At 63.7% G+C, this 25841-nt stretch carries 23 protein-coding genes and 1 tRNA gene; 16 read left to right on the forward strand and 8 right to left on the reverse strand.

Annotated elements, in window-relative coordinates:
- Positions 1–93 precede the first annotated feature (93 nt).
- Both CAG22_RS11370 and CAG22_RS11375 read right to left on the reverse strand, forming a co-directional pair.
- Complete coding sequence (locus tag CAG22_RS11370; RefSeq protein WP_025337287.1) at positions 94–846, reverse strand: slipin family protein; 753 nt, start codon at positions 844–846, stop codon at positions 94–96.
- A gap of 2 nt (positions 847–848) precedes the next feature.
- Positions 849–2195: a nodulation protein NfeD gene (locus tag CAG22_RS11375; RefSeq protein WP_085705489.1), complete on the reverse strand. Its 1347-nt coding sequence runs from the start codon at positions 2193–2195 to the stop codon at positions 849–851.
- 98 nt (positions 2196–2293) lie between these two features.
- Here CAG22_RS11375 and CAG22_RS11380 point away from each other — a divergent pair, with 98 nt between their 5' ends.
- The 3 genes from CAG22_RS11380 to CAG22_RS11390 all read left to right on the forward strand — a co-directional run bounded on the left by CAG22_RS11380 (position 2294) and on the right by CAG22_RS11390 (position 3763).
- Complete coding sequence (locus CAG22_RS11380) at positions 2294–2752, forward strand: aminoacyl-tRNA deacylase (RefSeq protein WP_003260230.1); 459 nt, start codon at positions 2294–2296, stop codon at positions 2750–2752.
- A 60-nt stretch (positions 2753–2812) separates the two neighbouring features.
- Entirely contained in the window at positions 2813–3055 is a 243-nt protein-coding gene (locus tag CAG22_RS11385; RefSeq protein WP_085705490.1) for a DUF2789 domain-containing protein, read from the forward strand.
- A gap of 69 nt (positions 3056–3124) precedes the next feature.
- Positions 3125–3763, forward strand: a complete 639-nt coding sequence (locus CAG22_RS11390) for an NADH:ubiquinone oxidoreductase subunit N (RefSeq protein WP_085591786.1) — start codon at positions 3125–3127, stop codon at positions 3761–3763.
- Positions 3764–3769: 6 nt separating this feature from the next.
- On the opposite strand, the gene CAG22_RS11395 is transcribed toward CAG22_RS11390, so the two are convergent.
- From CAG22_RS11395 to CAG22_RS11405, 3 genes are all read right to left on the reverse strand, one after another.
- Entirely contained in the window at positions 3770–4207 is a 438-nt protein-coding gene (locus CAG22_RS11395; RefSeq protein ID WP_085705491.1) for a CBS domain-containing protein, read from the reverse strand.
- 213 nt (positions 4208–4420) lie between these two features.
- Positions 4421–6151, reverse strand: a complete 1731-nt coding sequence (locus CAG22_RS11400; protein ID WP_170929290.1) for a dipeptidase — start codon at positions 6149–6151, stop codon at positions 4421–4423.
- 160 nt (positions 6152–6311) lie between these two features.
- Positions 6312–6388, reverse strand: a tRNA-Arg gene (locus tag CAG22_RS11405).
- Between the two features lie 207 nt (positions 6389–6595).
- Here CAG22_RS11405 and CAG22_RS11410 point away from each other — a divergent pair.
- The 8 genes from CAG22_RS11410 (at position 6596) to CAG22_RS11445 (ending at position 13792) form a co-directional block, all read left to right on the forward strand.
- Positions 6596–7345: a GntR family transcriptional regulator gene (locus CAG22_RS11410; RefSeq protein ID WP_015268562.1), complete on the forward strand. Its 750-nt coding sequence runs from the start codon at positions 6596–6598 to the stop codon at positions 7343–7345.
- Complete coding sequence (locus tag CAG22_RS11415; protein ID WP_085591790.1) at positions 7342–9066, forward strand: fumarate reductase/succinate dehydrogenase flavoprotein subunit; 1725 nt, start codon at positions 7342–7344, stop codon at positions 9064–9066. The genes CAG22_RS11410 and CAG22_RS11415 overlap by 4 nt, the downstream gene beginning before the upstream one ends.
- A 63-nt stretch (positions 9067–9129) precedes the next feature.
- Positions 9130–9375: a ferredoxin family protein gene (locus CAG22_RS11420; RefSeq protein WP_008096634.1), complete on the forward strand. Its 246-nt coding sequence runs from the start codon at positions 9130–9132 to the stop codon at positions 9373–9375.
- A 118-nt stretch (positions 9376–9493) separates the two neighbouring features.
- Positions 9494–10900 carry an ABC transporter substrate-binding protein gene (locus tag CAG22_RS11425; protein ID WP_085591792.1) on the forward strand — a complete coding sequence of 469 codons (1407 nt, stop codon included), beginning with the start codon at positions 9494–9496 and terminating at the stop codon, positions 10898–10900.
- 15 nt (positions 10901–10915) lie between these two features.
- Positions 10916–11698 (forward strand): ABC transporter permease, encoded by a 783-nt coding sequence (locus CAG22_RS11430; RefSeq protein WP_085591794.1) that lies wholly within the window; start codon positions 10916–10918, stop codon positions 11696–11698.
- Positions 11698–12549 (forward strand): ABC transporter ATP-binding protein, encoded by an 852-nt coding sequence (locus CAG22_RS11435; protein WP_085705493.1) that lies wholly within the window; start codon positions 11698–11700, stop codon positions 12547–12549. Before CAG22_RS11430 ends, CAG22_RS11435 begins: the two co-directional genes overlap by 1 nt.
- The gene (locus CAG22_RS11440; RefSeq protein WP_085618377.1) at positions 12546–13511 is read left to right on the forward strand and encodes a HEAT repeat domain-containing protein; all 966 of its coding nucleotides are present in this window, start codon (positions 12546–12548) and stop codon (positions 13509–13511) included. The genes CAG22_RS11435 and CAG22_RS11440 overlap by 4 nt, the downstream gene beginning before the upstream one ends.
- Positions 13511–13792: a gamma-butyrobetaine hydroxylase-like domain-containing protein gene (locus tag CAG22_RS11445; protein WP_085705494.1), complete on the forward strand. Its 282-nt coding sequence runs from the start codon at positions 13511–13513 to the stop codon at positions 13790–13792. The genes CAG22_RS11440 and CAG22_RS11445 overlap by 1 nt, the downstream gene beginning before the upstream one ends.
- A 177-nt stretch (positions 13793–13969) precedes the next feature.
- Here CAG22_RS11445 and CAG22_RS11450 read toward each other — a convergent pair whose 3' ends face one another.
- Both CAG22_RS11450 and CAG22_RS11455 read right to left on the reverse strand, forming a co-directional pair.
- Positions 13970–14833: an ABC transporter ATP-binding protein gene (locus CAG22_RS11450; RefSeq protein WP_085705495.1), complete on the reverse strand. Its 864-nt coding sequence runs from the start codon at positions 14831–14833 to the stop codon at positions 13970–13972.
- A complete protein-coding gene (locus CAG22_RS11455; RefSeq protein ID WP_256575245.1) occupies positions 14830–16431 on the reverse strand; it encodes an ABC transporter permease in 1602 nt (533 codons plus the stop codon). Before CAG22_RS11455 ends, CAG22_RS11450 begins: the two co-directional genes overlap by 4 nt.
- 297 nt (positions 16432–16728) lie before the next feature.
- Between CAG22_RS11455 and CAG22_RS11460 the strand changes: the two genes are divergently transcribed.
- A complete protein-coding gene (locus tag CAG22_RS11460) occupies positions 16729–17766 on the forward strand; it encodes an ABC transporter substrate-binding protein (RefSeq protein WP_085691948.1) in 1038 nt (345 codons plus the stop codon).
- A gap of 37 nt (positions 17767–17803) precedes the next feature.
- Complete coding sequence (locus CAG22_RS11465; RefSeq protein ID WP_025337303.1) at positions 17804–18709, forward strand: TauD/TfdA family dioxygenase; 906 nt, start codon at positions 17804–17806, stop codon at positions 18707–18709.
- Positions 18710–18838: 129 nt separating this feature from the next.
- Here the strand turns inward: CAG22_RS11465 and CAG22_RS11470 are convergent, their stop codons facing one another.
- Positions 18839–19753 (reverse strand): LysR family transcriptional regulator, encoded by a 915-nt coding sequence (locus tag CAG22_RS11470; protein ID WP_075044302.1) that lies wholly within the window; start codon positions 19751–19753, stop codon positions 18839–18841.
- 156 nt (positions 19754–19909) lie between these two features.
- Here CAG22_RS11470 and CAG22_RS11475 point away from each other — a divergent pair, with 156 nt between their 5' ends.
- From CAG22_RS11475 to gabD, 3 genes are all read left to right on the forward strand, one after another.
- A complete protein-coding gene (locus CAG22_RS11475; RefSeq protein WP_371916852.1) occupies positions 19910–22282 on the forward strand; it encodes a TonB-dependent receptor in 2373 nt (790 codons plus the stop codon).
- 17 nt (positions 22283–22299) lie between these two features.
- Complete coding sequence (locus CAG22_RS11480) at positions 22300–23976, forward strand: aryl-sulfate sulfotransferase (protein WP_025337306.1); 1677 nt, start codon at positions 22300–22302, stop codon at positions 23974–23976.
- Between the two features lie 338 nt (positions 23977–24314).
- Positions 24315–25757: an NADP-dependent succinate-semialdehyde dehydrogenase gene (gene gabD, locus CAG22_RS11485; RefSeq protein WP_015268576.1), complete on the forward strand. Its 1443-nt coding sequence runs from the start codon at positions 24315–24317 to the stop codon at positions 25755–25757.
- Positions 25758–25841 lie beyond the last annotated feature (84 nt).

Genomic DNA, 25841 nt, shown 5'->3' on the forward strand with positions numbered 1-25841 from the left:
ATTCGCGGGCTTGCCCGCTCCCACAGGTATTACTGCAGCCCTGAGGGCAGCGCAGTACCGGTGGGAGCGGGCAAGCCCGCGAATGGGCCACCTCTATTTCTGCTTGTCCACCAACCCCTTGAGCAAATCCACCGGCAGCGGAAAGACGATGGTCGAGCTCTTGTCCCCCGCAATCGTCCCCAGCGTCTGCATGTAACGCAACTGCATCGCCCCAGGCTCCTTGCTCAGCATCTGCGCCGCCTGCATCAATTTCTCCGACGCCTGCAACTCACCCTCGGCATGGATCACCTTGGCCCGTCGTTCACGCTCGGCCTCGGCCTGGCGGGCAATGGCACGCACCATCGATTCGTTGAGGTCGACGTGCTTGATCTCGACGTTGGCCACCTTGATGCCCCAGGCATCGGTCTGTGCATCCAGCACCTGGCGAATGTCCGAGTTCAGCTGCTCGCGTTCGGCCAACAGTTCATCCAGTTCGTGCTTGCCGAGCACCGCGCGCAGCGTGGTCTGGGCCAGCTGGCTGGTCGCCACGAGGAAATCCTCGACCTGGATGATCGCCTTCTGCGGGTCGAGCACGCGGAAGTAGACCACGGCGTTGACCTTGACCGAGACGTTGTCGCGGGTGATCACATCTTGCGGTGGTACATCCAGCACCACGGTGCGCAGGTCGACCCGCACCATTTGCTGGATCACCGGGATCAGCAGGATCAGCCCCGGCCCCTTCACCTGCCAGAAGCGCCCCAGCTGGAACACCACGCCGCGCTCGTACTCGCGCAGGATGCGGAATGCCGACAGCAACAGCATCGCCAGCACGATCAGCACCGCGCCGAAGCCCAATTGCATGAACATGGTCATTCTCCTTGCGCCGCGGGCGCGGCGGCGCTCACTTCCAGCATGACGCCATGGCGCGCGGTCACCCGCACGTTCTGGCCCGCTTGCAGTGGCGTTGCACACTGCGCCTGCCATTGCTCGCCCTGGGCCAGCACGAAGCCACAGAACGGGTTGCCTGCCATCACCTGGGTGACGGTGGCCAGGCTGCCGACCAGGCCGGCGTCACCGCTGACCAGCGCCCGTCGGCGGGCCTTGAGCGCCATGCCCAGCACACCGCCGATCAGCAGCGCCGAGAGCCCCGCCAGGGTGCCGATCAGGGCCAGCGGGATACCGAAACCAGGGGCATCGGTGTCGATCAGGATCAGCGCGCCGACCACGAAGGCGACGATGCCGCCAAAGCCGACCACGCCGAAACTGGGCAGGAAGGCTTCGGCGATCATGAAGGCGATACCGAGCAATATCAGCGCCACCCCGGCGAAGCTCACGGGCAACAGCTGCAGGGCATACAGCGCCAGCAGCAGGCAGATGCCGCCGACCACGCCGCCTACCGTCGAGCCGGGGTTCATGAACTCGAACAGCAGGCCGTACACACCGATCATGATCAGGATCAGCGCCACGCTGGGGTTGGTGATGACTGCGAGCACCCGTGTGCGCCAGTCCGGCAGGTGCTCGACCAGGCTGGCGCCGGCAGTCTGCAGTTGCTGGGGCTGGCCAGCGACAGTGAGCGTTTTGCCATCGAGCTTGCGCAGCAGGTCGGGCAGGTCATCGGCCACCAGGTCGATCACGTCGAGCCGCAAGGCCTCGCTGGCGGACAGGCTGACCGCCTCGCGCACAGCCTTCTCCGCCCAGTCGGCATTGCGCCCGCGCAGCTGCGCCAGGCCACGAATGTAGGCTGCCGCATCGTTGACCTGCTTGCGCGCGAGGGTTTCGTCATCGCTGCCTTTGGCCTTGTCGTCCTTGGGCGTGCCTGGCGGGGCGCCTATCTGCACGGGGGTTGCGGCGCCCAGGTTGGTACCGGGCGCCATGGCCGCGACATGGCTGGCATAGAGGATATAAGTGCCAGCGCTGGCGGCGCGGGCACCACTGGGGGCGACGAAGGTTGCGACCGGCACGGGGCTGGCGAGAATCGCCTTGATCATCTGGCGCATGGCGCTGTCGAGCCCGCCCGGGGTGTCCATGCGGATAACCACCAGTTGCGCACCCTGCGCCTTGGCCTGGTCGAGGCTGCGCACCAGGTAGTCGGCGCTGGCCGGGCCGATGGCGTCATCGATGCCCAGCACCCAGACTGCACCGGGCGCTGCCAAGCTGCCTGGCGTGATACCAAGCAGCAACAGCAGCAACAGCCAGCGCCAGCAGCGGGTGATCACCTGTCGTCACCTCGTTTGCCTCTATTGCACAAGTTTAGCCCTGCCTGCTGGTACCCGACCTAAAATTGGAAATTGGGGGGCGAAACCGGAGGTGCATCATGCGTATGGCAAAGACCCTGCAGGATCGCCTGGACAAGGCCAACTGCGATTACGACATCATTCCCCATCCACATTCGGCCACCAGCCTGGAGTCGGCCCGTACGGCCGGCGTGCCCGCCGAGCGGGTCGCCAAGTCGGTGATGCTCGATGACCGTCATGGCAACTACATCATGGCCGTGCTACCGGCCAACCGGCATCTGGACATGACCAAGGTGCGCATGTCCGGGGCCTGGCAACTGACCCGTGAAAGCGGCCTGCCGAGCCTGTTCGGCGACTGCGAGCGCGGTGCCGTACCGGCGCTTGGCGATGCCTACCAGATAAAGATGCTGCTTGATTCGAGTCTTACCCGCCAAGGCGATGTCTATCTGGAGGCGGGTGATCACGATCACCTGATCCACATGAGCATGGAGCAATATCTGAAGCTGGTGCCGCGCGCCGAAGTGCGTGAGCTCAGCTGATGCTCTCAACCCATGCCGGGCCGGCATCGTCGACGACCGGTCTGGCGACGAGGAGGAACCATGGATAAGCCGATTCATCCTTTGTCCGAGATTTTCAAACAGCTGGGGCTGTCTGACGATCCGGTCGATATCGACCGTTTCATCACCACCCATTCGCCGCTCGACGACGATATAAAGCTGGTTGACGCGCCTTTCTGGAACGATTCACAGCGCGATTTCCTGAAAGAGAAGTACATCGCTGATGACGACTGGATTCCGATGATCGACCAACTGAACGAGGCGCTGCACCTGCGCAAAAAATAAAGCGCCGAGTGGTGCCTGACGAGTGATTGGCCGTTGCTATGCTCAGGAAAACAACAAGGGGATAGCGCGATGAAAGATCCCTACGCACCGGGCTTCTGGTGCTCCGTGACGATCCTGGGCACATTGACGGCCAGTTATTTCTACGGCATACGGCAAACGCAACAGATGAACCAGGCAGTGCACTTTCTGTATGCCGCTGCCGCCGTCACCGTGGCGGTTGCACTGGTGGCGCTGACCTGGATCGCCTGGCAGCAACTGCACCTGAACAAGCGTGAGGTGGTGCAGGGGCGAACGTTGCTGACCATTTGGAACACCAAGGTCGCGCTACGCCGCGTCGAGACGGTGTTCGACCGCTACTTCTGGGGCAGCTACTGGCATTCGGGGCGCACCTTCGAAGAGGTCATGGGCGAGCTCAAGGGCACGCCGCTGGAGCAGAGCCTGGATGCCCTGAAACGCCAGTGCCGCTTGCTCGATCGCGAAATTCATGACCACCATCACCACTGGCTGGCCAATGCCCGCGACCTGTCCAGCGTGGCCCAGGCCATGGCCCGTGAACGCTACCAGCTGGATGTGGGAGAGCCGACCCGCAGCGGCCATGGCAACACCGCCGTGCTCAACCGGGACCTGGAAGTGCTGGTGTACACCTGGTCGGCGCGCCTGCGCAGCTTCGACCATCAGCTGGACGAACTGGAGCGCGCCTACCATTGAGGCGCTTCATTCACCGCGGATGTATTGCTCCAGTTTCAGGATCAGGTTTGCCTGTTCGGCGATGGTTTCCTTGACCAGGTCACCGATCGACAGCAGGCCGAGCAGCTCGCCATTGCTGACCACCGGCAGGTGGCGCAGGTGGCGGTTGGTCATCAGGTTCATGCAGTACTCGAGGTTCTGCTTCGGTTCCACGGTGACCACCGGCGCACTCATGATCTCGCGCACAGGGGTGGCGGCGGACGAGCGGCCCTTCAGCACCAGTTTGCGCGCATAGTCCCGTTCACTGACGATACCCACTACCTGGTTGGCCTCGACCACCGGTAGCGCACCGACGTTTTTCTCCGCCAGCAGCTTCAGGGCGTCGAGTACCGAGTCATCCGGGCCGATGGTGTACACGGTCTGGTGCTGGGACTTGGTCTTGAGGATTTGGTCGACGGTCTTCATACGGGCCTCTGCGGGTGAAAAAAGCGATGTCTCGGAGTAAATAAAGCATCCGGTACGGCGCTCTGCACGGCAATGCAGGAAACGGCATCGAGTCGATTGAAAAACGTCATGAGCGGTCGCCTGTGCCGGCCTCTTCGCGGGCATGCCCGCTCCCACAGGTTGCGTAATTCCTGTGGGAGCGGGCGTGCCCGCGAAGAGGCCGGTAGAGTTGGCTCAGAGCTTTGGCATCTGCCCGATCCGCGCCACCATCTCGCTCACCACCTGCAAGTCCAGCATGAACTGCTCAACGGTCTTGAACTCGTTGTCGTTGTGCCCGGTGTACTTCACATCCGGCATGGCCAGGCCGAACTGCACGCCGTTAGGCAAGTCGTGTACCGAGGTGGCACCCGCCGAGGTACCGAACTCGTGCTTCATGCCCAGGTTCTCGGTGGCCACATCAAGCAAGGCCTTGACCCATTCGCCCTCGGGGTTGCGGTACATCGGCTCGTCCAGGCTGTAGTCGAAGGCCACCGAGGTATGGCTCTGCCGGGTCCATTTGCCCAGCTTGTCAGCCAGTTCGTCCTTGATCGTGGCAATTGGCTTGCCTTTCGGAATGCGCAGGTTCACCGCCAGTTTCAGGCCTTTTTCATCCACCCCGACAAAGGTCAGCGAGGCGGTCAGCGGGCCCATGAACGAATCCTTGAAGCCCACGCCGAGCTTGTTGCCCAAGTAGTCCAGGCCCCAGTTGTCGGCGGCATAGCGGGCGGCATCGGTGAAGTGGTTTTGCTTGAGCGGCACATCCTTGCCCAGGCCGTTGATGAAACCAAGCATGCGCGCCACCGGGTTGACCCCGGACTCCGGCTCCGAAGAGTGGGCGGAAACGCCGGTCACGGTGAGCAACACCTGCTTGCCATCGGCCTTGGCGGCGATGCTGAAGTCGCCGCCATTACGCTTCACGTAATCGGCGCCGGCTTTTTCCAGCTGGCTGGCCAGCTTCGCCGGGTTGTCGGTGACCAGGGTCGCGACGGAGGTTGTCGGGATCTGGTTGGTGGCCAGGCCGCCGGTCAGGTTGACGATCTCGGCACCCTTGCCACTGGCCTGGCGCTTGCTGAAGCTGGCCATGATCGTGCCGTAGCCTTTCTCGGCGATGACCACCGGGTAGCCGCCATCGAGGGCCAGGTTGTAGTCGGGCGTGGGGTTGCGCTCGAAGTAGTAGGGGATGGCATCACCGCTGGTTTCTTCAGTGGTGTCGATCAGCAGCTTGAACTGGCGAGCCAGCGGCAGGTTCTCGTCCTTGGCCACTTTCAGCGCGTACATCGCCACGACAATGCCGTTCTTGTCGTCTTCGGTGCCACGGCCGTACATGCGATCGCCGACCAGGGTGACCTTGAACGGGTCCAGGCGCGTGCCATCGGCCAGCTTCCAGTTGTCCGGGTTGACCGGCACCACGTCGGCGTGGGCATGGATGCCGACCACTTCCTTGCCGCTGCCCAGCGAAATCTCGTACACCCGGTTGTCGATATTGCGGAAAGCCAGGCCGAAGCTGTCGGCCAGGGCCTTGATCTTGTCGGCGATCCTGAGGAACTCGGGGTTCTCGTGCTGCGGCGTGCCTTCGACGTTGAAGGTGGGGATGGCCACCAGTTCACGCAGGGTTTCGCTGGCAGCCTTGCCGTACTTGATGCGGGTATACAGGCCGAGCAGGCGGTTGATCTCGTTCTGCTGCTCGGCGGCCAGTGGCTTGCCGGCCAGGTAGGCATCCAGGGTTGCCGCGAGGTTGTCGGCCTTGGCCAGGTCGCTGCCTTTGAGCTTGCCGAGGAACTGCTTGAAGTCGCTTGGGTCGCTGCCGTCGAAGGCTTTGACGATGGCCGCGGACTGCTGCTGGGTAAGGTTGGCCTGTGCCGGTTGGGTGAACAGGCCGATGCTGGCCAGCAGCAGGGTGGTGGCGGTAAGTTTTTTCAGGTGCATGGTTGTGCGCATTCCTTCGCCAATCATTGTTGTGGGTTGCCCGTCGGGAAACGGGAAGACGCCCACGCTAACACCAATGACCCGTGGCACGGGAGTGCCAGAAACGCGACATGTCGCACAAACGAAAAAGCCCCGGGCACAGGCCCAGGGCTTTTTGATATGGCGCACTCGGCGGGATTCGAACCCACGACCCCTGCCTTCGGAGGGCAGTACTCTATCCAGCTGAGCTACGAGTGCAACGCGCACGCATGATACCCATCTGATCCGATGGCGTCCATCGCCTTGATCTGTAGCCGTTTTTACCTTTCGCCGAGAGCTGCCGACAGCAGCAATCACAAACGCATCTATCCATATGCGATATCGATATTTCCACAGCAGTTATTATGCCCTCTATTCTCTGGTCACAACTTGTTATAACAAGTATTCGATCAGCGAAGAGACCCCATGGCCGAACTGCTCCCCCTGTCCCCGGTACCGCTTTACACCCAGCTCAAGGAATTGCTGCGCGAGCGCATCCTCGACGGCACTTATCCATCGCATAGCCGCATGCCCTCGGAAAGCGAGCTGGGCAAGGCTTTCGACGTCAGCCGCATCACCGTGCGCCAGGCGCTGGGCGACCTGCAGAAGGAAGGGCTGATTTTCAAGATCCACGGCAAGGGCACCTTCGTCGCCAAGCCCAAGGCTTTCCAGAACGTCAGTACCCTGCAGGGGTTGGGCGAGTCGATGACGCAAATGGGTTACGAGGTGATCAACCGCCTGCGCAGCTTCCGCCATGTGCCGGCCAATGCATTGGTGGCCGCGCGGCTGCAGGTCGAGGAGGGCAGCCTGGTTACCGAGATCCGCCGAGTACGGCTGATCAACCGCGAGCCGGTGTCGCTGGAGCTGACCTGGTTGCCCAAGGCCGTCGGCGAAAAGCTGGAAAAGGCCGACCTTGTCACCCGCGACATTTTCCTGCTCCTGGAAAACGACTGCGGCATTGCCCTTGGCCACGCCGACCTGGCCATCGATGCCGTGCTGGCCGACAGCGACCTGACCCAGGCCCTGGATGTTGAAGAAGGCTCGCCAATCATGCGCATCGAGCGCCTGACCCATGCCGCCGACGGTACGCCACTGGACTTCGAACACCTTTACTACCGCGGCGATGCTTTCCAGTACCGCCTGCGCATCGACCGCCAGAAGGGGAGCAAGGCATGAGCATCCAGACCCAGGACTACGACATCATCGTCATCGGTGGCGGTACCGCCGGGCCGATGGCGGCGATCAAGGCCAAGGAGCAGGACAAAAGCCTGCGCGTGCTGCTGCTGGACAAGGCCAACGTCAAGCGCAGCGGTGCCATCAGCATGGGCATGGATGGCCTGAACAACGCGATCATCCCAGGTCACGCCACCCCCGAGCAGTACACCAAGGAAATCACCGTGGCCAATGACGGCATCGTCAACCAGGCCACGGTGCATGCCTACGCTACCCACAGCTTCGAAACCATCGAGCAACTCGACCGCTGGGGGGTGAAGTTCGAGAAGGACGAGACCGGCGACTACGCGGTGAAAAAGGTTCACCACATGGGTGCCTACGTGCTGCCCATGCCCGAAGGCCACGACATCAAGAAGGTGCTGTACCGTCAGCTCAAGCGTGCCCGGGTCGAAATCAGCAACCGTATGGTCTGCACCCGTGTGCTACTCGATGGTGAAGGCGCGGCCGCTGGCGTGCTGGGTTTCGATTGCCGTAGCGGTGAGTTTCGCGTGGTGCGGGCCAAGGCGGTGATCCTTGCCTGCGGCGCGGCCGGGCGCCTGGGCCTGCCGTCGTCGGGCTATCTGATGGGCACCTACGAGAACCCGACCAACGCCGGTGATGGCTACGCCATGGCCTACCATGCAGGTGCCGAACTGGCCAACCTCGAGTGCTTCCAGATCAACCCGCTGATCAAGGACTACAACGGCCCGGCCTGTGCCTACGTCACCGGCCCACTGGGTGGATATACCGCCAACAGCAAGGGTGAGCGCTTTATCGAGTGCGACTACTGGAGCGGCCAGATGATGTGGGAGTTCCATCAGGAACTCGAGGGCGGCAATGGCCCGGTGTTCCTCAAGCTCGATCACTTGGCCGAGGAAACCATCCAGAACATCGAAGAGATCTTGCACAGCAACGAGCGCCCCAGTCGTGGCCAGTTCCACGCCGGGCGTGGCACCGATTATCGCCAGCACATGGTCGAGATGCATATCTCGGAGATCGGTTTCTGCTCGGGGCATTCGGCGTCGGGGGTGTGGGTCAATGAAAAGGCCGAGACCAGCGTCAAAGGGCTGTATGCCGCGGGCGATATGGCAGCGGTGCCGCACAACTACATGCTCGGGGCCTTCACCTATGGCTGGTTTGCCGGTGTGAACGCTGCGCATTACGTGACCGGGCGCGAATTCGCCGAGGTCGATGCCGAACAGGTCGAGCGCGAGCGCGCGCGGGTGTTTGCCCCGCTGCAGCGTCAGCATGGCCTGCCGCCGGCGCAGGTCGAGTACAAGCTCAGACGCATGGTCAACGATTACCTGCAGCCGCCGAAGGTGACCAAAAAGATGGAAATCGGCCTGGCGCGCTTTGCCGAGATCGAACGTGACCTGGACCAGATGAAGGCCAGCAACCCTCACGAACTGATGCGTGCGATGGAAGTTTCGGTGATTCGCGATTGCGCCGAGATGGCGGCGCGGGCCTCGCTGTTCCGCGAGGAAAGCCGCTGGGGGCTGTACCACCACCGGGTGGACTTCCCTGAGCGCAATGATGGCGAGTGGTTCTGCCATTGCCATCTGAAAAAGGGCGAGAACGGTGAAATGACCAGTTTCAGGAAAGCGGTCGAGCCTTACCTGATTGCGTTGGACGCAGAAGAGCAGACCGCCTACGACCAGCTGCGGGTAAAGGCCGATGCAGCCTAGGCGACGTTGTGTCCTGTGAACACTTCGAAGAACGAGGGCCGCAGGCCCCGAGGACTCCGTGAAATGGCCTACCAGCCGCAAGAAATCTTCTTTCGCAGCAGCGCCCCCGTCACCATCGACGAAGACAAGTGCATCGCCGAAAAAGGCTGCACCGTCTGCGTGGAGGTTTGCCCCATGGACCTGCTGGCGATCAACCCGGCCACGCAGAAGGCCTACATGGCCTTCGACGAATGCTGGTACTGCATGCCCTGCGAAAAGGACTGCCCCACGGGTGCGGTGAAGGTCGACATCCCGTACCTGCTGCGCTGATTCATCCCGCCATCCGGCGCACCACCGGACGCCCTCCTGCTGTGCCCCTCGTTTCCCACCACCCAAGCCGGGCGGCGGAGACGACCCAACTCTTATAACGACTCGAGGGGAAACACCCATGCGCCTTGTTGCAACCGTGGCCGGCCTCGCGCTGGCGCTCACTGGCCTGAATGCCAGCGCCGAAACCATCCGCATCGCCATTGGCACCCAGGACACCACCATCAACTGCGCCACTGGTGGCCTGCTGATACGCGAGCTTGGCCTGCTGGACAAGTACCTGCCGCATGACGGCAAATACAAAGATGCCAAGTATCAGGTGGAGTGGAAGAACTTCACCAGCGGTGCGCCACTGACCAATGAAATGGTCGCTGGCAAACTCGACTTCGGTGCAATGGCCGACTTCCCCGGGTCGTTCAACGGTGTTGCTCACCTGGATGCCGGCAAGCGCAGCCTATTCGTAAGCGTGCTGTCGGGCAGCGTGCACGGCAGCGGCAATGGCATCGTCGTACCGGCGGCGTCCAGCGTGCAGTCGCTGGCTGAACTCAAGGGCAGGACCATTTCCGTGCCGTTCGCCTCCACCGCCCACGGCATGCTGCTGCGTGCCCTAGCAGCCCAGGGCTGGGACCCGCAGAAGGATGTGCGAATCATCGCCCAGGCGCCGGAAATCGCCGGTTCCGCCCTGCGTAGCAACCGCATCGAGGCCCATGCCGACTTCGTGCCGTTCGCCGAACTGTTCCCCAACCGCGGCTTCGCCCGCAAGATCTATGACGGCGCCCAGGCCAACGCACCGACCTTCCATGGCGCTTTGGTCGATGCCGATTATGCGCAGAAATACCCCGAAGTGGTCACCGCCTACCTGCGCGCCAGCCTCGAAGCCGATCGGCTGATCGCTGCGGAACCTGAGAAGTACAGCGAGTTGATCGAGAAAGTCACCGGCATCGAGGCCGAGGTCAATTACCTGTTCCACGGCCCGCTCGGCCTGCAGACCCGCGACCTGACATGGAAGCCTGAATACCGTCAGGCAGTCGCAACCTCCATCGATACGCTCAAGCTGCTTAAAAAGACCGACCGCGGCCTCGACACCGACAAGTTCATCGACGACCAGTACATCCGTGCGGCCTTCAAGGAGGCTGGCCTGGACTACGACAAGGCGCTGAAAGACTACGATCCGCAGCCACTCAAGGCCAATGACGCGCTGACAGGCAAACCGATTACTGACTTCAGCCGCCTGGCACAGATCTGGGTGCGCGGTGAAGGCAAGGTCCGCCACTACGCTTCGCCGGAGGCCGCGCTTGGCGCCTTGGCCCAGCTGGAGCAGGAGGGCAAGGACATCCGCGCCATCTACGCCCAGGCCGCCGACAGCGGAATCAAGTTGCTGGCGAACCAGGCCTGGTTCGTGCGTAACGCCAAGGGTGAACTGGCGGCGTTCCTGCTCAAGGACCAGGCCGAGCAGTATGCCAAGGCCCATGGCGGTGAAGCGCTGGACTTCGTCAGCGCCAACCAGAAGCTGGTCGCCCAGCGCTGACCGGGAGGCACCGACATGACCTGCAACCTCAAGCGCTGGCCGGTGCGCCTGGCTTCGCTGCTGGCCTGCCTGCTGTTCTGGCAGGTCGCGGCGAGCGTGAAGCTGGACCTCGGGCTGCTGACGTTCACCTATGTCCCCACACCGAAGGCGGTGCTGGAAGCTGCCTGGCAGTTGCTGACTTCCAGCACCCTGCTGGCGCACCTGGGCAGCAGCCTGTCACGGGTGTTTGCCGGTTATGGCGCCGCGGCGCTGATTGGCGTGGCCCTGGGGTTGTTGATCGGCCGCTCGAAATGGGCCGAGGACACCCTGATGCCACCACTCGAAGTGCTGCGGCCGATTCCGGCGGTGGCGTGGATCCCGCTGGCGATCCTGATGTTCCCGTCGTCGGAACTGTCGATGGTGTTCATAACCTTCACTGGCGCGCTGTTCCCGATCCTGCTGAACACCGTGCACGGCGTCGAGGCCATCGACCCGCGCCTGGTGGCGTCGGCGCGCAGCCTCGGTGCAGAGCGTTGGTCGATCCTGCGCGAAGTGGTGTTGCCTGGAGCGCTGCCAAGCATCGTCACTGGCCTGGCCATCGGCATGGGGACTTCATGGTTCTGCCTGGTCACCGCCGAGATGATTTCCGGACAGTTCGGTATCGGCTACTACACCTGGGAGTCGTACACCTTGCAAAACTACCCGGACATCATCGTCGGCATGCTGCTGATCGGCGTGCTGGGCATGGGCAGCAGCGCCCTGGTCAAGCGCCTTGGGGAATTGGCCACGCCTTGGTACCGCACGCGGAGGGCCAGCTGATGACCAGTTATCAACCAGCACCAGGGCGTATCGACGGGCGTGGCCTGTCGATTCGACTGGGGCACGGCAGCGAAGCATTCGAGGCGGTGCAGCGTCTGGACTTTGCCGTAGAGCCTGGCGAGTTCGTCTGCATCCTTGGCCCCTCCGGTTGCGGCAAGTCGACGTTGCTTGGCGCCCTGGCCGGGCACCTGGTGCCCAGCAGCGGCCAGTTGAGCGTGGATGGCCAGACCGTTGCCGGGCCGTCACCGCAGCGTGGCATGGTGTTTCAGCACCACACCTTGCTGCCTTGGCGTAGCGTGCTCGACAACGTGGCCTTTGGTCTGAAGATGCAGGGCCAGAGCCGCGCCGAACGTCGCCGGCAGGCTCGTGAAATGCTGCAACTGGTGGGGCTGGCCGACTTTGCCGGGCGCTGGCCCAGTCAGTTGTCCGGCGGTATGCAGCAACGGGCCGAGATTGCCCGGGTGCTGATCAACCGGCCGCGCCTTTTGCTGATGGACGAACCCTTCGGTGCCCTGGATGCGCAAACCCGTGCACGCATGCAGGAGCTGTTGCTGGATATCTGGGCAAGCATCCGCACCACCGTGGTGTTCGTCACCCACGATATCGACGAGGCGCTGTTCCTGGCCGACCGTATCCTGGTGATGAGCCCGCGACCTGGCCGCTTTATCGAAGACATGCACCTGGAGTTTCCGCGCCCACGCCGCGCCAGCCTGCTGACCAGCCCTGAATTCACTCACCTCAAGCGTCACTGTCTGGCCTTGCTCCGTCACGAGGAAGGCCGCGAACTTCCGCGCCTGACCCCGCTGGGCCTGCCGGACACTGAGCACCCACCGCTACGGATCGCGCTATGACTGAACGAACGACTGACAACCCCGACATCCTTGCTCTTCTGCCTCGCCTTGGTGCCGCTGATGCAGGCGTGCGCCGCATCGCCCTGATCGAACTGGCCGACCTGGAAGACCCGGATGGCTTGCCATGGCTCACCGATGCACTGCTGGTGGATGCCGCCGACGAGGTGCGTGCCGAGGCCGCGCGCCTGCTCGAGGCCTGGGAAGAACCCGAAGTTGTGCAGGCCCTGTGCGCTGCGCTGGCCGATGCTGCCGAGCCGGTACGGCTGGCTGCCGCCCAGAGCCTCAGCGAACTCAAGAGCCTTGAAACCGGTCAGCTGATCCTGCCATGGGTCAAGCATGCCGATGCCTTCGTCCGTGCAAGCGCCCTGCGTGCCTTGCGCGAGCTGCGCCTGGAAGATGCTGCAGAGCCTGCACTGCTGGCCCTGGCCGATGGCGACGCCGCGGTCCGGCGTGAGGCAGTGGGTATTCTTGGCTGGCTCAAGCACCAGCCGGCATTGCCAGCATTGGCAAAGCTTGCCGCAGACGAGCCGGACACCGAGGTGCGGCGCGCGGCCATTGGTGCGCTGGGCCTCGCCCGCGACAGCGCGGTGGTGCCAGCATTGGTGGCTGCATTGGCTGACAAGGCCTGGCAAGTGCGCGAAGAAGCCGCCACCACGCTAGGCAAGGTGGGCCTGGCCCCAGCAGGCCCGGCACTGGTAAATGCCCTTGCCGATGACTTCTGGCAAGTACGTCTGCGTGCGGCGCGGTCCCTGGGGCGGCTGCGTCATGCTGCGGCCCTGGACGCGCTTGGCGAGTTGCTCGGCCACGGCATTGCCAACCTGCGCAAGGAGGCGGCTCTGGCCCTGGGTGAGCTGGGCCAGGCGCGTGCCTTGCCGGTGCTGCAGGCCGCCGAGGCCGATAGCGACCCCGAGGTGCGCAAGGCTGTGCGGATCGCCATGGCGCAACTGCGCGGGGCCTCCTGATGAACGCCCCGCAAGCTATTCGCAACATGCGCGGGCCCGGGCAACTGGTGCTGCAATGGCAAGACGGCGAACACAGCTTCAGCCATGCCCGCCTGCGCGGTGCTTGCCCCTGTTCACAATGCCGAGCGGCACGGCTGCAGGGGAGCATCAGCCTGGTTCGCGATGATGTGCGCGTGGTGCAAATCGAGCCGCAAGGATATGGCGTGCAGCTGGCGTTCAGCGATGGGCATGAGCGGGGTATCTACCCTTGGGCTTACCTGCGTGACCTCAGTGCCCGGTGAGACCTGAATTCGCAAGCGGTCCGCGTACCCTGTGGGAGCGGCTTTAGCCGCGAAGAATCCAACGCGGTGCATGGCACCGGCTGCGCCGGTGTTCGCGGCTAAAGCCGCTCCCACAGGGGCCCTGCTAATTCAGTGAGTCATGGGCAGTTCTATGAGTACGGGCCCGTTCCCACAGGCTCAGAGCGCAATCAGCTCCGGCCTCAGCCCTTCGACCCGGCGCACCGGCGGCGTCAGGTAGCCGCCATCCCCCGTGATCTGGTGCAGCACCTTCTCCCGCAGCTCGTGAAGTGCCACGCCCGTACGCAACCGTGGGTGTGGCAGGTCGATCTCCACCACCGACTTGATCCGCCCCGGGCGCGGCTCCAGAACCACCACCCGGTCGGCCAGGTAGGTGGCCTCCTCGGCGTCATGGGTGACCAGCAGCGTGGTGATGCCGGCACGTTCGCGAATGGCCAGCAGCTCGTCCTGCAGTTGCTGGCGGGTCAGCGCATCCAGCGCGCCGAACGGTTCGTCGAGCAGCAGGATACGCGGGCTGGCTACCAGGCCTCGGGCGATCGCCACGCGCTGGGCCATGCCGCCGGACAGCTGGTGTGGATAGGCCGACTCGAAGCCGACCAGCCCCACCAGTTGCACGAACTCGTGTACCCGCCGCGCGCGCTCACCCTGGGTGAGCGGTTCGTTGACCAGGCCCAGGGCAATGTTCTGCTCCACGCTCAGCCAGGGGAACAGCCGGTGTTCCTGAAACACGATGCCGCGTTCGCTACCAATGCCGCTGACAGCGTGGCCGTCCACACGGATATTGCCGCTGTAGTCGGTATCCAGCCCTACCAGCAGGCGCAGCAGGGTGGATTTGCCACAGCCGGAAGCACCAACGATGGCGATGAACTCACCCTGGTTGATCGACAGGTTGAAGTTGCGGATGGCTTCCAGCGGCTGGCCATCGACGCTGAACACTTTGCCGACCCCCTCGAAGCTGACCAGGGGCGGGGTGACGTCGGGCTGGTTGGCCGCGTGCAGGTGCGAGGTATTGAAGGCGTTCATGCGGTTCTCCAGCGCGTGGCGCGCGATTCGAGGCGTTGTCCAAGGGTGCCGAGCAGGGCGCCGACCAAGCCGATCAGCAGCATGGCGGCCATTACCTGGTCCATGCGGAACAGTTGCTGGGCGCCGATCATCAGGCTGGCGATGCCACCGTCCGAGGGCATGAAGTATTCGGCACCGATGGTGCCCAGCCAGGCGTAGATCAGCGACAGGCGCAGGCCGGCAAAAATGGCCGGGGCTGCGCCGGGCAGCACCAGCAGGCGCAGGCGTTGCCACAGGTTCAGGCGCAGGGTGCGCGCGGCTTCACCCAGCTGCGGCGAGAGGCTGGCGATACCGCGCTGGGTGGCGATCAGCAACGGGAAGAACGCAGCCATGCCGACGAATACCTGCTTGGCCCCTTCACCCAGGCCGAACCAGGCTGTGAGCAGCGGCACCCAGGCAAACAGCGCCACCTGACGCAAGGCCGACAGGCTGGGCCCGAAGATACGTTCGGCATTGGCCGAAAGCCCCAACAGCAAACCGACCAGCAGGCCAGCGCTACCGCCCAGCAGCAAGCCGGCCAAAGCGCGCTGCAGGCTCAGCAGCAAGGCTTGCGGCAGCGAACCATCGGCCAGGCCGGTCAGCAGGGTGCGCAACACTTCAAGTGGCGAGGTCAGGATGTTGCTGTCGACCCAGCCAAAGCTGCTGCTGGCCTGCCACAGTGCCAACAGTGCCAGTGGCAGCAGCAGGCTTTGCCAACCCCGCGGCACGGGGCCACGGTGCTGCTCCCCTGTGGCCGCTTGCGGCCAGTACAGCAGGCGCTTTTCCAGGGCCGAGAAGCCGCGCTCCAGCAGTGCGCCGACCAGGCCGATCACCAGGATGCACAGCAGCACCAGGTCGAGCATGAACAGCTGCCGTCCCCACACCATCAGGTAGCCAATCCCTTCGCTGGAGGCCAGCAGTTCGACCGCCAGCAGCGAGGTCCAGCCGGTGGCCAGGGCCAGGCGTACGCCGGTGAGGAAGGCGGGCAGGGCAGCCGGTAGCAGCAGGCGCAGGAACAGTAGATGGCGAGGCAGGCGCAGCACCGCAGCGGCCTCTCGCAGCTTGGGCTGGGCATCGCGTACACCGACCAGCGTGTGCAAGGTAACGGGGACCACCACGGCTTTCACCAGCACCACCAGCTTGAGCAACTCGCCGATCCCGAAGAACAGCATGAACAACGGGATCCAGGCCAGGGTAGGAATCTGTGCCAGCGCCACGAAGGTCGGCAGCACCAGCGCCTGCGCCCGCTGCGAAGCACCCAGCCAGACCCCCAGCAGCAACCCGCTGCCGATGCCGACCGCCAGCCCCCAGAACAACCGCTGCAAGCTTATCCACAGGTGCCCCCACAGCTCGCCGGAGCCAAACTCCACCGCGCTCTGCCACACCAATGCTGGCGCCGGCAGAATCTGCTCGCTCATCCAGTGCTCCCGGCTGGCCACCACCCACAGCAGTGCAACCAGCACAGGCAAGACCCAGGGCAACAAGCGGGCGCGATCCTTGTGGGAGCGGCCTTGCGTCGCGAAAGGGTCGCGCAGCGACCCCCGGAACAATCCCCGACCTCTGCTCAGAATTCCATTCATCGGCCATCTCTCGAAGCGTTGTTAGATTATTCATTTATGGAATTAAAAATTCTAAAAAATGACTTTCAAGAGATAAGAGCATGCGCTTCATGCATACGGAAGCCCCTCGCCGTTGCGTTTTCCTCATATTTTCCATGCGTTTTCCGCAAGCCAGCCGCAGGCCCGCGTGCCGCCTGATTTATGCCTTCCAGTTACTGAAGAATGAAGTTTTGATCTTTGTAGGTTCTAACCAGACCTGCCTAGCTTCTGGCCAAAGCGCCGGCCATCGCCGGTGGCAGCCTGCCAAGGAGCCTTGCCATGAAAACCCCGCTGCGCCATCTGATCACCGCCCTTGGGCTGGCCCTCACCCTCAGCGCCCACGCAGCTGAACCGGCCAAGCCAGCAAGCATCCGCATCGCCGTGCCCGACCTCAGCGCGGGCAGCAAGCCCAGCGCCGGTGGCGTGGTCGACGTGCTGCGTGACCAGCAACTGCTGGAGAAGGAATTCGCCAAGGACGGCATTCGCATCGACTGGCACTTCTTCAAGGGCGCCGGGCCGGTGGTGAACGAAGCGCTGGCCAACGGCCAGGCCGATTTCGCCTACCTCGGCGACCTGGCCGCCATCGTCGGCAAGGCCAATGGCCTGGACACCCGCGTGCTGTCGGCGGGGGTACGTGGGGTGAAGAGCTACCTGGGCGTGGTGCCCGGTTCCGGCATCAAGACCCTGCACGACCTCAAAGGCAAGCGCGTGGCGGTGTTCCGTGGCACCGCCAACCAGCTGTCGTTCGCCAGCGCCCTGGCCAGCCAGGGGCTTAGCGAGCGCGACCTGAAGGTGATCAACCTGGACTTCAACGCCGCCAATGCCGCACTGGCCGCCAAGCAGATCGACGCCACCTGGGGCCTGTCCAACCTGCTGTCGCTGCGCGAGCGCGGGCTGGTAGAGCTACCGGTCAACTCGCGTGACCTGGAAGGTGCCGGCAGTACCCAGGCGGTGCTGCTGGGCACTGGCGATTTCATCCGCAAATACCCCGAGCTGGTGCAGCGCCTGGTCAATGCCCAGCAACAGGCCAGCGCCTGGCTGCGCGACGAACACAACCGCGAGGCCTATGTCGAGCTGGTGGCCAGCAATGCCAACTGGCCGCGCAGCATCCTCAGCGACGACCTGGCCAAGGAAGACCTGGCCCATTACTTCGATCCACGGCTGGACGCCGAATTCGTCGGCCAGCTGCAACAGGGCGTGGACCTGGCCGCCAAGGAGCGCCTGATCCGTCGTGGCTTCCAGGTGGCCGACTGGATCGAACCACGCTTCCTCGATGCCGCCCTGCAACAGAAGCAGGCCGTGCAGGCCGCCCGCTGAACCCCGATAACCCGACAATGACCGCAAGGACACGACCATGAGCAACGCCGCCCTGGCCACCGCGCCACAAACCCTCGAACTCGACATCCACCCGGTTGCCGGCCGCATCGGTGCCGAAATTCGCGGGGTGCAATTGTCCGCCGACCTTGATGCCGCCACCCTCGACGCCATCCAGGCCGCGCTGGTGAAGCACAAGGTGATCTTCTTCCGTGGCCAGACCCACCTGGATGACCAAAGCCAGGAAGCCTTCGCCAAGTTGCTCGGTGAGCCGGTCGCCCACCCCACCGTGCCGGTGGTGGATGGCACAAGCTACCTGTTGCAGCTCGATGGTGCCGAAGGCCAGCGGGCCAACTCCTGGCACACCGACGTGACCTTCGTCGACGCCTACCCCAAGGCCTCGATCCTGCGCAGCGTGGTGGCGCCGGCATCCGGTGGCGACACCGTGTGGGCCAACACCGCCACGGCCTACCAGGAGCTGCCCGAGCCGCTGCGCGAGCTGGCCGACAAACTGTGGGCGGTGCACAGCAACGAATACGACTACGCCAGCGTGAAGCCCGATGTGGACCCGGCCAAGCTGGAGCGCTATCGCAAAGTGTTCACCTCCACGGTGTACGAGACCGAGCACCCGGTGGTGCGCGTGCACCCGATCAGTGGCGAGCGGGTGCTGCAGCTGGGGCATTTCGTGAAGCGCATCAAAGGTTATTCGCTGGCGGATTCGCAGCACCTGTTCGCGGTGCTGCAAGGGCATGTGACGCGCCTGGAGAACACCGTTCGCTGGCGCTGGCAGGCGGGGGACGTGGCCATCTGGGATAACCGCGCGACGCAGCATTATGCGGTGGATGATTACGGGACCCAGCCGCGGGTGGTGCGGCGGGTGACCCTGGCGGGTGAGGTGCCGGTCGGGGTGGATGGGCAGTTGAGCCGCACCACGCGTAAAGGCTGATATCGCCGGGGCCGCTTTGCGGCCCTATCGCCGGCAAGCCAGCTCCCACAGGTACATCACAGGCCAGAAGGCAGCGGTGATCTTGTGGGAGCTGGCTTGCCGGCGATTCGGGGGCAAAGCCCCCGCCAGCTACAACTCGGTATCACAGGCAATCAATTGTCTGACCAGCCCCTGAGCCAACGGCGATAGCCCATACCCCACCCGGCTCACCACCCCATAACGGGTATAGAACGCTTCTTCCTGCTCCACCGTCAGGTCGGCCAGCTGCAATGCCACCAATCCCCCGTCACGCTGATACGGCCGCAAGTTGGCATTGCAGGCAATGCCGATGGTGTCCGAATGCATCACCACATTCAGCAGTGCATAGCCATGCTCGCACTCCACCGTCGGCAGAAAATCCTGCCGACCGCTGAGGTCGCTGAGGATCTTGCGGATGTTCGGCGGGCGGAAGGTGGTAGCCAGTGGGTAGTCGAACAGGTCGCGCGCCCGCACGCTCTCGCGCTCGGTCAACGGGTGCCCGACGCGGCAGCAGAAATGCCAGCGCTGCGGCGTCAGCTTGTGCACCTGGTAGTCCGGGTCGGACTCGAACTGGCGGGTGTCAGCGACGAAGAACTCGATCTCCTCGGCAACCAGCTTGCGGTTCAGCGCCTGCCAGTTGTCCACCTGGAAGCAGGTACGTGCCGCGGGGTATTCGGCGACGAAGCGTGCCACCGCCCGCGGTACCAAACCCCCTGCCGGCGCCGGGCCGGAGCCGAAGCGCACCACGCCGGTAGTGGCACCGTTGAACTGGTGGATCTCGTTGACCAGGTTGTGCGCCCCATGCACCAGCCGCCGTGAATGCTCCAGCACCAGCAGGCCCTGGCGAGTCGGCGCCAGCTCCTTGCTGGCGCGGTCCACCAGGCGGCAGCCGATGTTGTGCTCGAGGGTCTGGATGCTGCGGCTGAACGCTGATTGCGACAGGTTCACCGCAGCCGCCGCAGCAACAAAGCTGCGGTGCTCGACAAGGGCAATGTAGTGGCGCAGCTGACGGAGATCGATATGCATTTTTTACATTGAAACTTTCGGTCGAATGCAATTGCTGACAAGGGTTAGCCCCCTTATAAAGGGAGTCACTTATTCCACAAAATATGAATTACAAATATTTATATCGCCTAAAAGAATATAAGCCCGACTGACCGCGATTCGGTTCCGCCAACGGAAATGCTCGCCAGGGCCCATGCCTCAAGGAGCATTTGCATGTCCGGAGTTTCCCGTTGGCCTGCGCGCGCGTCGCGTTTCACCTTGCAACCCTTGGCTGCCGGCGTGCTGCTGGCGGCATCCTCTGCCAGCTTCGCCGAAGAGCCGGTCAGCGCCACCCCGGCGGTGGAGCAGGAAGCCAAGCTCGGCACCGTCACGGTCAATGCCCGCCGCCGCGAAGAAACCGCGCAAAGCGTGCCCACGCCGATCAGCGTGCTCGACAGCGAAACCCTGGAAAGCCAACGCATCTACCGTGTGCAGGACCTGCAGCAACTGGTACCCAGCACCAACGTCGCCTACGTTCATGCCCGCCAGTCGAGCATTTCGATCCGTGGCCTGGGCAACAACCCCGCCAGCGATGGCCTGGAAGGCAGCGTCGGCATCTACCTGGACAACGTCTACCTCGGCCGCCCCGGCATGGCGGTGTTCGACCTGCTGGACGTGGAGCAGCTGGAGGTGCTGCGCGGCCCGCAAGGTACGCTGTTCGGCAAGAACACCACCGCCGGCGTGCTCAACATCACCACGCGCAAGCCCACCTTCCACCGCGAGGGCAGCATCCAGCAGTCGATTGGTGAAGACGGCTACCTGCAAACCCAAGGCAGCTTCTCGGGGCCGATCAGCGACACACTGGCCGGGCGCATCAGCGCCTATCGCACCGAAGACGACGGCTATGTGAAGAACATCCACAACGGCGACGACCTCAACGGCGGCAAGCGCCAAGGTTTTCGTACCCAGCTGCTGTTCAAACCGAGCGAAACCTTCAACCTGCGCTGGATCGGCGAATACAACGAAGAAGACTCCGACAACGGCATCCTCAGCCTGTACAGCTCCGGCCCGACCATCAATGGCGTCAACCGCTATGAAAGCCTGGCCGCCCAGGCCGGCGCGACGTTGGTGTCGGGCAAGCACCGCAAGGTCAACTTCGACGCCGACCAGCAGGTGACGGTGTTTCAGGGCGGTACCTCGGTGGAGGCCAACTGGACCCTGCCCAACGACTTCACCCTGACCTCGATCACCGCCTACCGCTGGTGGGACTTCACCCCGCGCAACGACGACGGCCTCAACGTACCGGTGTTCTACAGCGCGGGGGTGTCGGTGCGCGACAAGCAGTACTCGCAGGAAATCCGCCTGGCTTCGCCCACCGGTGGTGCCTTCGACTACGTGCTGGGCGCGTACTACTTCAAGCAGGACCTGGACAACAAATCCTTCACTTTCTATGGGCCGCAGGCGGACATCTGGAACCTCACCCCGGCCGGCGCCCTGGCCAACGTCGACACCATTGGCAACGGGCACATCGATACGGACAGCTACGCGCTGTTCGCCCAGGGCACCTGGCACATCACCGACCGCCTGGACTTCACCGCCGGCGTTCGCGGCACCTATGAAGAAAAGAGCGCCTGGGTGACCCGCGATGCACCAACCGGCGGTGCGGCAGTAACCGGGGCCGCCGCTGCAGCACGCCAGGCCCGGGTAGGCGCCTACGATTCAGGCGACCTCAACCAGTACAGCTTCAGCCCCTCTGGCCTGCTGGGCCTGAGCTACCGGTTCAACGAACAGTTGCTGGGCTACGCCACCCTGACCCACGGCGAGAAGTCTGGCGGCATCAACCTTACCGTTGGCGCTGCGCCACGGCTGGGCACCGACTCGCTGCTGGTCGGCACCGAGCGGGTCAACAACGCCGAACTCGGCTTGAAAAGCTCGCTGTTCGACGACCGCCTGCAACTCAATACCAACCTGTTCTGGGCCGAAGTGCATGGTTACCAGGCCAACGTCTACGACCAGATCAACCGCGTGCAGTACCTGGCTAACGCCGGTCGCGTGCGCTCGCGTGGCCTGGAGTTCGAAGCCACGGCGCTGCCGCTGCGCGGCCTCACGGTCAACTTCAACGGCTCGTGGAACGACGTGCGCTACACCGAGTACAAGGACGCCCCATGCCCGCCGGAGGTGAGCCTGGCCAATGCCACTGCCACCTGCGATTTGTCCGGCCACCAGGTGGTCGGCGCCTCCAAGTACATCGCCAACCTCAACACCCAGTACAAGTGGCAGGCCAGCGAGCACATCGAACCCTACGTCACCGCCAGCTACGCCTTCCGCTCCAAGGCAGTAGGCACCATCGACGATTCCGATTTCGGCCAGATCCCCAGCTACGCGCTGGTCAACCTTTCCGCCGGTGTGCGCCTGGACCAGGGCGACGGCGTGGTCGACCTGTCGCTGTGGGTGAAGAACGCCGGTGACAAGACCTACTTCACCAGCCTGTGGAACTCCGCCAACGGTGGCTATGCCGGCGTGCTCGGCACCCCGCGCACTTTCGGCGCCACCGCCCGTTACGACTTCTGAGCACAAGGAGCTATGCCATGAATGCCAAGACCGAAACCCCTGCATTGCCTGAAGGCGCCTGCCTGACCGCCAAGGTTCCCGAGCGTGACGAGGCGCTGCTCGGCGACGTGGTGGTCAACCCGTATCGCCTGGCGCCGCTGACCGCGATCATTCGCGACGGTGGGCGCAGCCTGAGTGCCGCGCACGTGCGCGTGCTGGGGCGGGGCGAGCGCGGTGTGGACATCGCCTACGAGGTGTCCGACCGTTCGTTGTGGACCTATGGCGGCATCCCGGTATTCGGCCTGTACCCGGATCACGTCAACCAGGTGGAAGTGACCTACAAGCTCGACGGCGAGCGCATCCGCGAGCAGTACCAGATCTACGCCCCGGCCGTGCGCCTGCCGGTGGTGGCCAGGCAGACCGCCGCCTTGCCTGAAGTGCAGCCAGTCAAGGTAGCGCCAGGTTTTGAACAGCGCCTGTACCTGTTCAACCACCTGCAGGGGGACATCCCGGGCGGGCGCGCCTTCAAGTGGAATGCCCTGGGCGGCGCGGCGGAATGGGACCAGGTGGGCAACAACTGGATCGCCGACAGCAATGGCGACGTGCGCTGGTACCTGGACATCGAGCAGATCCACGACTCCAACCGCCGCGATGGCCTGGGCGGCACCATGGGCTTCCAGCAGACTCGCGACGGCAAGCTGATCTGGGGCCAGGGCCAGACCTACTCCAAGTACGACCTGCTGGGCCGGCGCATCTGGCAGCGCAGCCTGCCCGACAAGTTCGCCGACTTCTCCCATGAAATCCGCGAGACCGCCAATGGCACCTACCTGCTGCGGGTGGGCACCAGCGACTATCGCCGGCCCGACGGCAAGCGCGTGCGCTCGATCCGCGACCACATCATCGAGGTCGACGAGGCCGGTGATGTGCTGGACTTCTGGGACCTCAACCAGATCCTCGACCCGTACCGTGGCGACCTGCTGGAAACCCTGGGCAAGGCAGCCATCCAGTTGCCGGCCGGGGTGCAGAAACAGGACGAGCGGCTGGCCAATGAACTGGCCGAGGGTGACCTGCCCTTTGGTGACACCCCGGGGGTGGGCACCGGGCGTAACTGGGCGCACGTCAATGCCATCGACTACGACGCCGATGATGACAGCATCATCGTTTCAGCACGGCACCAGGGCGTGGTGAAGATCGGCCGCGACAAGCAGGTGAAGTGGATTCTCGCCTCGCCCCAAGGCTGGCCTGAGCGTCTGCGCGAGAAAGTGCTGAAGCCGGTGGCGAGCGAAGGCTTCGACTGGTCGTGGACCCAGCACACCGCCTGGCTGACCGGCAAAGGCACACTGACCGTGTTCGACAACGGCTGGGGCCGCGACTTTGCGCCGACCAGGCTGACCGGCAACTACAGCCGGGCGGTGGAGTACCGCATCGACGAGGCCAAGGGCACGGTCGAACAGGTGTGGGAATATGGCAAGGAGCGCGGTGACGAGTGGTACAGCCCGGTGACCTCGGTGGTGGCCTACCGGCCGGAGACCGACACCCAGTTCATCTACTCGGCCTCGGTGAACTTCCTGACCCCGGAGAAACTGACCACCACCGTGCTCAACGAGGTGCGGCGCGGGACCCAGGAGGTGCTGGTGGAGCTGAAGGTGCACAGCCGGCAGCCGGGCAGCGTGGGGTACCGGGCCCTGGTGATCGACCTGGCCAAGGCCTTCTGACCCATCCCTTCCGGGAGGGCCGTCGGTCCTCCCATCACATTTCCTTCAGCTCGTTCGTCTAACCTGTACTGGCCTCTTCGCGGGCACGCCCGCTCCCACAGGTACTGCACCGAGTTCGAAACCGGTGGGGTACCTGTGGGAGCGGGCGTGCCCGCGAAGAGGCCCGTTGCCATTATGCAAATGATGAAATTTCCGCCAGGGTGTTCAACCATTCGTTCTTTTTTTCGAACAGCCTATTGTCCAACACCCCAGCAGCCGCTTAGCATTCGTTTGAGATTTCAAACGCTCGATGCCCTGCCTTGGGCGCTTTTCAACAATCAACAATTCGGGAAGCCGACATGCAGCTCAAAGACGCTCAGTTGTTCCGCCAGCAAGCCTACATCAATGGTGAGTGGCTGGATGCGGACAACGGCCAGACCATCAAGGTCACCAACCCGGCCACTGGTGAAGTCATCGGTACCGTGCCGAAGATGGGCACCGCGGAAACCCGCCGCGCCATCGAAGCCGCCGACAAGGCCCTGCCGGCCTGGCGTGCCCTGACCGCCAAGGAGCGTTCGGCCAAGCTGCGTCGCTGGTTCGAACTGATGATCGAGAACCAGGACGACCTGGCTCGCCTGATGACCACCGAACAAGGCAAGCCGCTGGCCGAAGCCAAGGGCGAAATCGCCTACGCTGCCTCGTTCATCGAGTGGTTCGCCGAAGAAGCCAAGCGCGTCTACGGTGACACCATCCCGGGCCACCAGCCAGACAAGCGCCTGATCGTCATCAAGCAGCCAATCGGCGTTACCGCGGCCATCACCCCGTGGAACTTCCCGGCCGCCATGATCACCCGTAAAGCCGGCCCGGCCCTGGCCGCTGGCTGCACCATGGTGCTCAAGCCTGCCTCGCAGACCCCGTACTCCGCCCTGGCCCTGGTCGAGCTGGCCCACCGTGCCGGCATCCCGGCTGGCGTGCTGAGCGTGGTTACCGGCAGCGCTGGCGAAGTTGGCGGTGAACTGACCGGCAACTCCCTGGTCCGCAAGCTGTCCTTCACCGGCTCGACCGAAATCGGTCGCCAGCTGATGGAAGAATGCGCCAAGGACATCAAGAAGGTTTCCCTGGAGCTGGGTGGCAACGCCCCGTTCATCGTGTTCGACGACGCCGACCTGGACAAGGCGGTCGAGGGCGCGATCATCTCCAAGTACCGCAACAACGGCCAGACCTGCGTCTGCGCCAACCGTATCTACGTGCAGGACGGCGTCTACGACGCGTTCGCCCAGAAGCTGGCCGCCGCTGTTGCCAAGCTGAAGATCGGTAACGGCCTGGAAGAAGGCACCACCACTGGCCCGCTGATCGACGGCAAGGCTGTCGCCAAGGTCCAGGAACACATCGAAGACGCCGTTGGCAAAGGCGCCAAGGTACTGTCCGGTGGCAAGATCATCGAAGGCAACTTCTTCGAGCCGACCATTCTGGTCGACGTACCGAAGACCGCTGCTGTCGCCAAGGAAGAGACCTTCGGCCCGCTGGCGCCGCTGTTCCGCTTCAAGGACGAGGCCGAAGTCATCGCCATGTCCAACGACACCGAGTTCGGCCTGGCCTCGTACTTCTACGCCCGCGACATGAGCCGTGTGTTCCGTGTTGCCGAAGCCCTGGAATACGGCATGGTAGGTATCAACACCGGCCTGATCTCCAACGAAGTGGCACCGTTCGGTGGCATCAAGGCTTCGGGCCTGGGCCGCGAAGGTTCCAAGTACGGTATCGAGGACTACCTCGAAATCAAATACCTGTGCATCAGCGTCTGATAGCACGGTAACGGCTTTACCTCTGCCAGCGGGGCGCGAGAGCGACGTCTCGCTGGCCTTTTTTACATCGCAGTACCTGGTGGC

The sequence above is a fragment of the Pseudomonas sp. B8(2017) genome (assembly GCF_002113575.1).
In the GTDB taxonomy this organism is placed as follows: domain Bacteria; phylum Pseudomonadota; class Gammaproteobacteria; order Pseudomonadales; family Pseudomonadaceae; genus Aquipseudomonas; species Aquipseudomonas putida_Z.

Bases quoted from the DNA above. Each gene is read 5' to 3' on its own strand.
- CAG22_RS11370 (WP_025337287.1), bottom strand. From the start codon at position 846: ATGTTCATGCAATTGGGCTTCGGCGCGGTGCTGATCGTGCTGGCGATG.
- CAG22_RS11380 (WP_003260230.1), top strand. From the start codon at position 2,294: ATGCGTATGGCAAAGACCCTGCAGGATCGCCTGGACAAGGCCAACTGC.
- CAG22_RS11385 (WP_085705490.1), top strand. From the start codon at position 2,813: ATGGATAAGCCGATTCATCCTTTGTCCGAGATTTTCAAACAGCTGGGG.
- CAG22_RS11390 (WP_085591786.1), top strand. From the start codon at position 3,125: ATGAAAGATCCCTACGCACCGGGCTTCTGGTGCTCCGTGACGATCCTG.
- CAG22_RS11395 (WP_085705491.1), bottom strand. From the start codon at position 4,207: ATGAAGACCGTCGACCAAATCCTCAAGACCAAGTCCCAGCACCAGACC.
- CAG22_RS11400 (WP_170929290.1), bottom strand. From the start codon at position 6,151: ATGCACCTGAAAAAACTTACCGCCACCACCCTGCTGCTGGCCAGCATC.
- CAG22_RS11410 (WP_015268562.1), top strand. From the start codon at position 6,596: ATGGCCGAACTGCTCCCCCTGTCCCCGGTACCGCTTTACACCCAGCTC.
- CAG22_RS11415 (WP_085591790.1), top strand. From the start codon at position 7,342: ATGAGCATCCAGACCCAGGACTACGACATCATCGTCATCGGTGGCGGT.
- CAG22_RS11420 (WP_008096634.1), top strand. From the start codon at position 9,130: ATGGCCTACCAGCCGCAAGAAATCTTCTTTCGCAGCAGCGCCCCCGTC.
- CAG22_RS11425 (WP_085591792.1), top strand. From the start codon at position 9,494: ATGCGCCTTGTTGCAACCGTGGCCGGCCTCGCGCTGGCGCTCACTGGC.
- CAG22_RS11430 (WP_085591794.1), top strand. From the start codon at position 10,916: ATGACCTGCAACCTCAAGCGCTGGCCGGTGCGCCTGGCTTCGCTGCTG.
- CAG22_RS11435 (WP_085705493.1), top strand. From the start codon at position 11,698: ATGACCAGTTATCAACCAGCACCAGGGCGTATCGACGGGCGTGGCCTG.
- CAG22_RS11440 (WP_085618377.1), top strand. From the start codon at position 12,546: ATGACTGAACGAACGACTGACAACCCCGACATCCTTGCTCTTCTGCCT.
- CAG22_RS11445 (WP_085705494.1), top strand. From the start codon at position 13,511: ATGAACGCCCCGCAAGCTATTCGCAACATGCGCGGGCCCGGGCAACTG.
- CAG22_RS11450 (WP_085705495.1), bottom strand. From the start codon at position 14,833: ATGAACGCCTTCAATACCTCGCACCTGCACGCGGCCAACCAGCCCGAC.
- CAG22_RS11455 (WP_256575245.1), bottom strand. From the start codon at position 16,431: ATGAATGGAATTCTGAGCAGAGGTCGGGGATTGTTCCGGGGGTCGCTG.
- CAG22_RS11460 (WP_085691948.1), top strand. From the start codon at position 16,729: ATGAAAACCCCGCTGCGCCATCTGATCACCGCCCTTGGGCTGGCCCTC.
- CAG22_RS11465 (WP_025337303.1), top strand. From the start codon at position 17,804: ATGAGCAACGCCGCCCTGGCCACCGCGCCACAAACCCTCGAACTCGAC.
- CAG22_RS11470 (WP_075044302.1), bottom strand. From the start codon at position 19,753: ATGCATATCGATCTCCGTCAGCTGCGCCACTACATTGCCCTTGTCGAG.
- CAG22_RS11475 (WP_371916852.1), top strand. From the start codon at position 19,910: ATGCTCGCCAGGGCCCATGCCTCAAGGAGCATTTGCATGTCCGGAGTT.
- CAG22_RS11480 (WP_025337306.1), top strand. From the start codon at position 22,300: ATGAATGCCAAGACCGAAACCCCTGCATTGCCTGAAGGCGCCTGCCTG.
- gabD (WP_015268576.1), top strand. From the start codon at position 24,315: ATGCAGCTCAAAGACGCTCAGTTGTTCCGCCAGCAAGCCTACATCAAT.